The sequence below is a fragment of the Streptomyces sp. NPDC054794 genome (assembly GCF_053611585.1).
The window spans coordinates 1-6062 of the sequence record NZ_JBSHAQ010000122.1; the positions used below are offsets into that span (position 1 = coordinate 1).

Consider the following 6062-nt stretch of genomic DNA (forward strand, 5'->3'; position numbering starts at 1 on the left):
GGACACAGACCCACCCGCCGAGCTCCAGGCCCTGATCGACGCGGTCACCACCGGACACGGAATTGACCTCTATCGCCGGATTTAACGAACTACCGCTATGGAGTATGGAGCATGGATCCTCACCGGCATCAACACCGGAAACGTCCGCGTGCGCGCCGATGTCCTCGACGCCGCACCGTCTGTGCATACAGCCTCCTGGGACGAGATCGTCGAGATCAGCGTGCAGTCCGTCCGTGGAGATCTGCGCATCCACTCCGGCTACGAGATCACACCCGATAATCTTCCGGTCCTCAATCCCCGCGGGCCAGGCTGGTACCGGATGCGTGTCCACGCTCGGGGCCGTTCAGTCAACCCGGACGGTGTCAGCCAAGAGCCGGTCGAGGACTATCTCATCACCATCTGGCCCCAGGAACAGGCGGCGTCCGTGGTTCTCCGCACCAGTGAGAGGATCGAAGAGGCGCTGCGCATCAATGCCGGTGAGACGCCAGGGAAGCCTCAACCTCGCCCCGAACAGGAGCCAGCTCCCAAGCCGGCTGCCCCTGCCACAGCCGAACGGGCACGGCTTCTGCGTCACCTGAAACGTGGCTAACCACCGAGCACCATCGATTTCTTGGCTACCGAGACAGCAAAGCGGGGCTCGAGTGGCTGTCAAGAGTTGTGGTGTCTGTCAGGTGTGCGAGAACTCGCGGATCGCCTGAGCAAGTCCGGCCGGCTGGTCCAGCGGGATGAGGGTGTAGCTGTCGTCCATCTCGACCAGCCGTCCGTACGGGAGGAGTTCGGCCAGCCGTCGGCCGTGTTCAGGCGGCATGACGCGGTCACGGCTCGCCCACACCACCAGGGCGGGGCGTTCGAAGCTCGGCAGGCGCTCGGCCGCAGCCACCAGGAGGTCGGTGTCCGCCGCGGCCGCTCGCAGCAGTCGCACGGCGTCGCGACGGATCTCGGGCAGCTTCATGACCGGCTGCATCCACCGGGCGGTGGCACCGTCCCCTCGTAGGGTCAGCCATCCGAATGCGATCGGGAGCCGGCGGATCATCCGAAGCCGCATTTGCTGCATGAACAAGCCGAACAGCCGAGGTGGGAGCTTGCCGGTGAGCACCAGCGTCTTGCCCGTCAGTCCTGGCGGGAAGTTGTCGAACGCATCACACGAGGCGAGCACGACCCGGCCCACGCGTGCGGCACCTTCGCACATGAGCAGCTGGACGATCGCCCCGCCGGTGTCATTGCCGACAAGGGTGACGTCCTGCACATCGAGCCGGTCGAGGAACTCCGCGACCAGCTGGGTCACCCCAGGCAGCGACAGGTCCGCGTCGGCGCGCATCGCGTCCCGATGCGCGCCGAGGGGCAGCGTCGGTGCCACGCACCGGTGATCGGTGGACAGTTCACTGATCGTTTCGGCCCACAGCGAGGCATCCATCATGAGCCCGTGCAACAGCACGACTGTAGGGCCATCGCCGCCGGTGTCCTCGTATGCGATGGTCCCGGCCGACAGTTCGATCTCTTTCATTCCCGTCCGCCTCAACGCGCCACATCGGCGGAGACGGGCTCGCGATGGCCTGCGCACACCTGGTCGAGTGCGTGCCGGTACAGGGAGGACGGCCCGGACGCGGCGGCCAGCACGTGCACCCGTGTTGCTGGGGTGCGGTGACGGCCCGTCATCCGTACGGGATGCGCTCCAGCGCTGCCGGCCGTGCCGGCGGGCGGCCCGGGGAGCGCGTCGCGATCTGTGGCGAGGGCTGGGCCGGGGAACTGCCGGCCGATACCGCCGGTCATTGTCATGATGGTGGGCTTCATCTGCTGTTCCGCTCTGGTCGTTGTGCACGGATGGCGATGGCGATGGCGATGGCGCGGTCGCTGGCCCACGCCGCGTCGGTGTGGGGTGAACGGGCCGGCTGAGAAGCTGCTTCGTCCCTGGGCTGATGGGAGCCGCCTGTGCTCGCCGGTCGGGTAGTCGCGTATCCGGCCGTTCGGCCGCCGCGGCAAGTTCTCCTGGCAGCGCGGTCTCAGGTGAGACCAGCCAGTTTTTCGGGATTGGTGACGAAGTAGACGCCGCAGATGTGCTGACCGTCCGGGGCCAGGTCGAGGACCAGCACGGCGAAGGGCGAACCACCGCTGAGCAGCACCGCTGAAGGGTCGCCGTTGACCCGCCGGTAGCGGACGTCCAGGCCGCCGGGGGCGCGGGTGGCCCCGTTGGCCAGCAGCCGGGCGACCTTGTCCCGGCCGTGGACCGGCCGCGGGCCCGCGGCGGTGGCCTTGCCCCCGCCATCGGCCCACAAGGTCACGTCCGGTGCCAGGAGCCGCAGCAGCATCTGCAGGTCGCCGCCGGACACCGCGGCAGTGAACCGCTCGGTGACCTGTTGCCGCAGATGCGGGTCGGTCCGGTAGCGGGGGCGCCGGGCGTGGACATGCTCGCGTGCGCGGTGGGCGAGCTGGCGTACTGCTGCGGGACTGCGGCCCAGGATGTCAGCGGTCTCGGTATGGGCGTAGCCGAACACCTCGTGCAGGACGAACACCGCGCGTTCCAACGGCGTGAGGGATTCCAGGACGACCAGCAGTGCCATCGACACCGACTCGGTTCGCTCGGCCGCCTGGGCGGCGTCCGCGGCATCACTGTCAGCGCCATCGTCGGCGAAGGAGGTGACGAGCGGTTCGGGCAGCCACGGGCCGACATAGGTCTCGCGACGGCGGCTGATGGCTGCACGGCGGGCGAGGGCCTTGTTCATCGCGATCCGCACCATATAGGCGCGTGGGCTTTCAATCCGCTCCGCGCCTGGTGCCCCGCCGCTGGACGCCCATGACAGCCACGTCTCCTGCAGCACATCCTCGGTGTCGGCAACGCTGCCGAGCATGTTGTAGACGATGGAGAACAAGAGTTCTCGGTGCTCGACGAAGACCCGAGTGGCGCTGTCCAGCGCGTTTTCCCGGGCCCTGCCGGCCGACGAGGTGTCGGACATCGTGGGACCTCCTGCCGTGTCTGCCTCCTGAGAGCAGCGAGGGTGCCCGGAGTGTGACATCCGCACCAAGCAATGTGACTCATGCCTCACCTCCTGCCTGTCATGCCTCGGCCTCGTGTTCCGCAGGGACGGATCACGGGTGAGGGGCGGGACTGCGCGGGCGAGGAACTGGCCATGTCACGGCCGGCCTTGTATGCGATCGGCAAGGTCTTCAAGGGGAGACGGGTGACGCATGCCGTGTGGGGCGAAACAGCCTCGGTGGCGCCCCTTGGCCGGTCAGGTGCACGGAAACGGCGTTGCGGTGCACCCGGTGCGGGCGCCGGGCTCCGTTGCTCCGGGAGTGGGTCCAGCAGCTGGTGCGTCCAGCGGAGGCGCCGGCCATCACGTTGGTCAGAGCCAGTGCCCGCGTGGAGAACGGACACAGACGGAGCCTGCTGCCGAGCCATTGCTTCACCGCCGTGTCTCCCCGAGAGCTCGCCGCCCGCGGCCTGCCCGCGGGCACACGATGAGGAATCCGGTGGCGGGAGCGCAGACGTCTCGGGCTCGTCCTGAGACGTGGGTCATATTCGCCCGGCCGGACGTCACACTCCGGGATCTGCCGCGGATCTCAGGTACGACCGTCTACGGGGCACGGGCGGCCGGAGATATCGACGGCGCCCTATAAGGGAGCGTGCACATGATCATGGTTACCGGCGCGACCGGAACTGTCGGCCGCGAAGTAGTGAAGTTGTTGGCGGCCGAAGGAGTCGAGGTGGCGGCGGTCACCCGCGAACCATCCGCCACCATGTTCGCCGACGGTGTTCGGGGGGTCGTCGGCGATCCCTCCAAGCCGCGTTCGCTGGCGTCGGCGCTGGACGATGTGGAGGCTCTCCTGCTCAGTCCGCGCGCCGTCGGCGGCGCGAGTGCCGAGCTGCTGGCGCTGGCAGCTGAGCACCGTGTGCGGCATGTGGTGGTGTTGTCGGCGGTCACCGTCGAGTACGGCGGCGGGTTCCGGCGCTTCGCCGAGGAGTTCGAGCGGGTCGAGGCTGCAACCAGGGCCTCAGGGATGCAGTGGACGTTCCTGCGGTGCGCCGACTTCGCTGCCAACACCCTTGCCTGGGCGCCGCAGATCCGCGCAACGGGCGTCGTGCGGGGCGTGTTCGGCGATGCGGCCACCTCCCCGATCCATCAGCGGGACATCGCCGAACTCGCGCTGCGGGCCCTGCTGGACCCCGCCCACGCCGGCCGGACGTACGCGATCACCGGGCCACAGTCGCTCACCCAGCATGACAAGGCCCGGCTCATCGGCAAGGCCATCGGCAGGGAGCTGTCGTTCGAGGAGGTTTCTCCCGAGGAGCTGCGCTGGACCATGCTCGTCCAGGGACTACCCGAAGACATTCCCGACCGGGTGATCGGTTACGCGGCCGCATGCCTGGCGGAACCGGGGCCGACGACCGACACGGTCGCGCGGCTCCTGGACCGCCCCGCCCTCTCCTTCGCCACCTGGGCCGCCGAAAACGCGGCCGCCTTTCAGAGCTGAGGCGGTCATGAGAAAGGAACGGGTGGTCATGTCTCTGCGCTTCGTGGGTCTCGTATGTACAGGCTTGTTTACCGGATTCCTGGTCGCGGTCCTCGTCTTCGAACTCTCGCTGCGGCGCTTCGACGCCTCGGTCTACACCCAGGTGCGGCAGGTCGAGCTCCTGCGACTGGACGACCTTGCCTCCGCCACTCTCCTACCAGCGTTGTTGTTGACGGCGGTCCTGGCTGTCACGGCCGTCAAGGCGAGAGACCGCGTCTTCTGGCTCACGCTGGCAGCGTTCGCCCTGCTGCTGAGCGTTCTCGTTACCACGGTCGTCTTCAACCTCCCCATCAACTCCCATCAGATGCACTGGAATGTGCAGGCACCGCCCACGGACTGGGCATGCGTGCGCGACCGCTGGCAGATCGCCCATGCCGTACGCACGGCCGCTGCTGTGGTCGCGTTCGGCCTCCTGAGCGCGGCTGCGATGAGCACATCCCGCACCAGGCACCGGCCTTCCCATGCCTCAACCCCGGCCCCGGGCAGCACGGCCGCATCGGGTCCGGCCGGATTGCGGTCATGAAGCAGCTCGAACTGTCCGCAGGGGCAACCACGTATGAGGGCACCGCAGCCGCGGTTCTGTCCTGGTACACCTGCACATCCCGCACTCGCGGACGTTCGACCCGGACCGCTGCAGGGCCGCGGGCCTGGGTGAGGACACCGTCTTTGCGACCAAGCCTCAACTGGCCGCCCGCATGATCGGCCGGTTCCTGGACGTCGGACACCGCGTGGGCTGGGTCGCGGGGGACGAGGTCTGCGGCGGCAACCCGAAGTTCCGGTCCGTGCTGGAAGAGCGCAGGGTCGGCTACGTGCTTACCATTGGGAGACTCTGAAGCTGATCAGAAAATCGCTGTCCGGGGGCTTTTATCGGTGGCTCGCCGGTGCGAAGGCCCGCGAGGTCCGGCGGGCCGCCGCCGACGCCCTGGTCGCGGAGAGCCGCGAGGTCCACACCGCCCACAAGGGAACGTACGGGGTCCGCCGTGTCCATGCCGAGCTGCGGAGCTTCGGGCACACCGTCAACCGACAAACGCGTCGAGCGGCTGATGCGCCGGCACGGGTTCGAGGGCCGGCACCTGCGACGCCGCAAGCGGACCACCGTTGCGGACCGGCTCGCGCCGTCCGCCCCGGACCTGGTCCACCGCGACTTCTCCGCCGCCCACCTGGACGAGAAGTGGTGCGGCGACATCACATACGTCCAGGTCGGCGGGACGTGGCTGTATCCCGCCTGCGTCATCGACATCTGCTCCCGCCGAGTCCTCGGCTGGTCGATGGCCTCCCACATGCGGGCCGAACTGGTCATCGACGCCCTGAAGATGGCCGTGGCGACCCGCGGCGGCCACGTGGACGGGGTGATCTTTCACGCGCGACAGGGGCTCGCAGTACACATCGGCCGCGTTCGCGCAGGTCTGCGACGGTTTCGGGATCCGCAGGAGCATGGGCCGGGTCGGCTCGAGCTATGACTGTCAGTCTCTTCGCACCGGGTCCCGCAAGGATCGGGTAGCCCCGGCTGAGGCGGTCTGACTCTTGCTTATGACTGACCCTGTGGGTGTCCT

Annotated in this window: 5 protein-coding genes and 2 pseudogenes; 5 read left to right on the forward strand and 2 right to left on the reverse strand. The window is 68.2% G+C overall.

Annotated features, from left to right (window positions below):
- The first annotated feature begins 97 nt into the window (after positions 1 to 97).
- A complete protein-coding gene (locus ACWGKT_RS48120; RefSeq protein ID WP_453278763.1) occupies positions 98 to 589 on the forward strand; it encodes a hypothetical protein in 492 nt (163 codons plus the stop codon).
- 78 nt (positions 590 to 667) lie between these two features.
- On the opposite strand, the gene ACWGKT_RS48125 is transcribed toward ACWGKT_RS48120, so the two are convergent.
- Both ACWGKT_RS48125 and sigJ read right to left on the reverse strand, forming a co-directional pair.
- Positions 668 to 1504 (reverse strand): alpha/beta fold hydrolase, encoded by an 837-nt coding sequence (locus tag ACWGKT_RS48125; protein ID WP_453278767.1) that lies wholly within the window; start codon positions 1502 to 1504, stop codon positions 668 to 670.
- Positions 1505 to 2000: 496 nt separating this feature from the next.
- A complete protein-coding gene (sigJ, locus tag ACWGKT_RS48130) occupies positions 2001 to 2951 on the reverse strand; it encodes an RNA polymerase sigma factor SigJ (RefSeq protein WP_453278764.1) in 951 nt (316 codons plus the stop codon).
- Between the two features lie 676 nt (positions 2952 to 3627).
- On the opposite strand from sigJ, the gene ACWGKT_RS48135 reads away from it, so the two are divergent.
- The 4 genes and pseudogenes from ACWGKT_RS48135 to ACWGKT_RS48150 form a co-directional block, all read left to right on the forward strand.
- Complete coding sequence (locus ACWGKT_RS48135; protein ID WP_453278765.1) at positions 3628 to 4470, forward strand: NAD(P)H-binding protein; 843 nt, start codon at positions 3628 to 3630, stop codon at positions 4468 to 4470.
- Positions 4471 to 4498: 28 nt separating this feature from the next.
- Positions 4499 to 5032, forward strand: a complete 534-nt coding sequence (locus tag ACWGKT_RS48140) for an anthrone oxygenase family protein (RefSeq protein ID WP_453278766.1) — start codon at positions 4499 to 4501, stop codon at positions 5030 to 5032.
- 61 nt (positions 5033 to 5093) lie between these two features.
- Positions 5094 to 5330, forward strand: a pseudogene (locus ACWGKT_RS48145) (transposase); the annotation flags it as partial.
- 41 nt (positions 5331 to 5371) lie between these two features.
- Positions 5372 to 5970, forward strand: a pseudogene (locus ACWGKT_RS48150) (IS3 family transposase); the annotation flags it as partial.
- Positions 5971 to 6062: the final 92 nt, after the last annotated feature.

Coding starts and splice junctions, on each gene's coding strand:
- ACWGKT_RS48120 (WP_453278763.1), top strand. CDS start 98: ATGGAGTATGGAGCATGGATCCTCACCGGCATCAACACCGGAAACGTC.
- ACWGKT_RS48125 (WP_453278767.1), bottom strand. CDS start 1,504: ATGAAAGAGATCGAACTGTCGGCCGGGACCATCGCATACGAGGACACC.
- sigJ (WP_453278764.1), bottom strand. CDS start 2,951: ATGTCCGACACCTCGTCGGCCGGCAGGGCCCGGGAAAACGCGCTGGAC.
- ACWGKT_RS48135 (WP_453278765.1), top strand. CDS start 3,628: ATGATCATGGTTACCGGCGCGACCGGAACTGTCGGCCGCGAAGTAGTG.
- ACWGKT_RS48140 (WP_453278766.1), top strand. CDS start 4,499: ATGTCTCTGCGCTTCGTGGGTCTCGTATGTACAGGCTTGTTTACCGGA.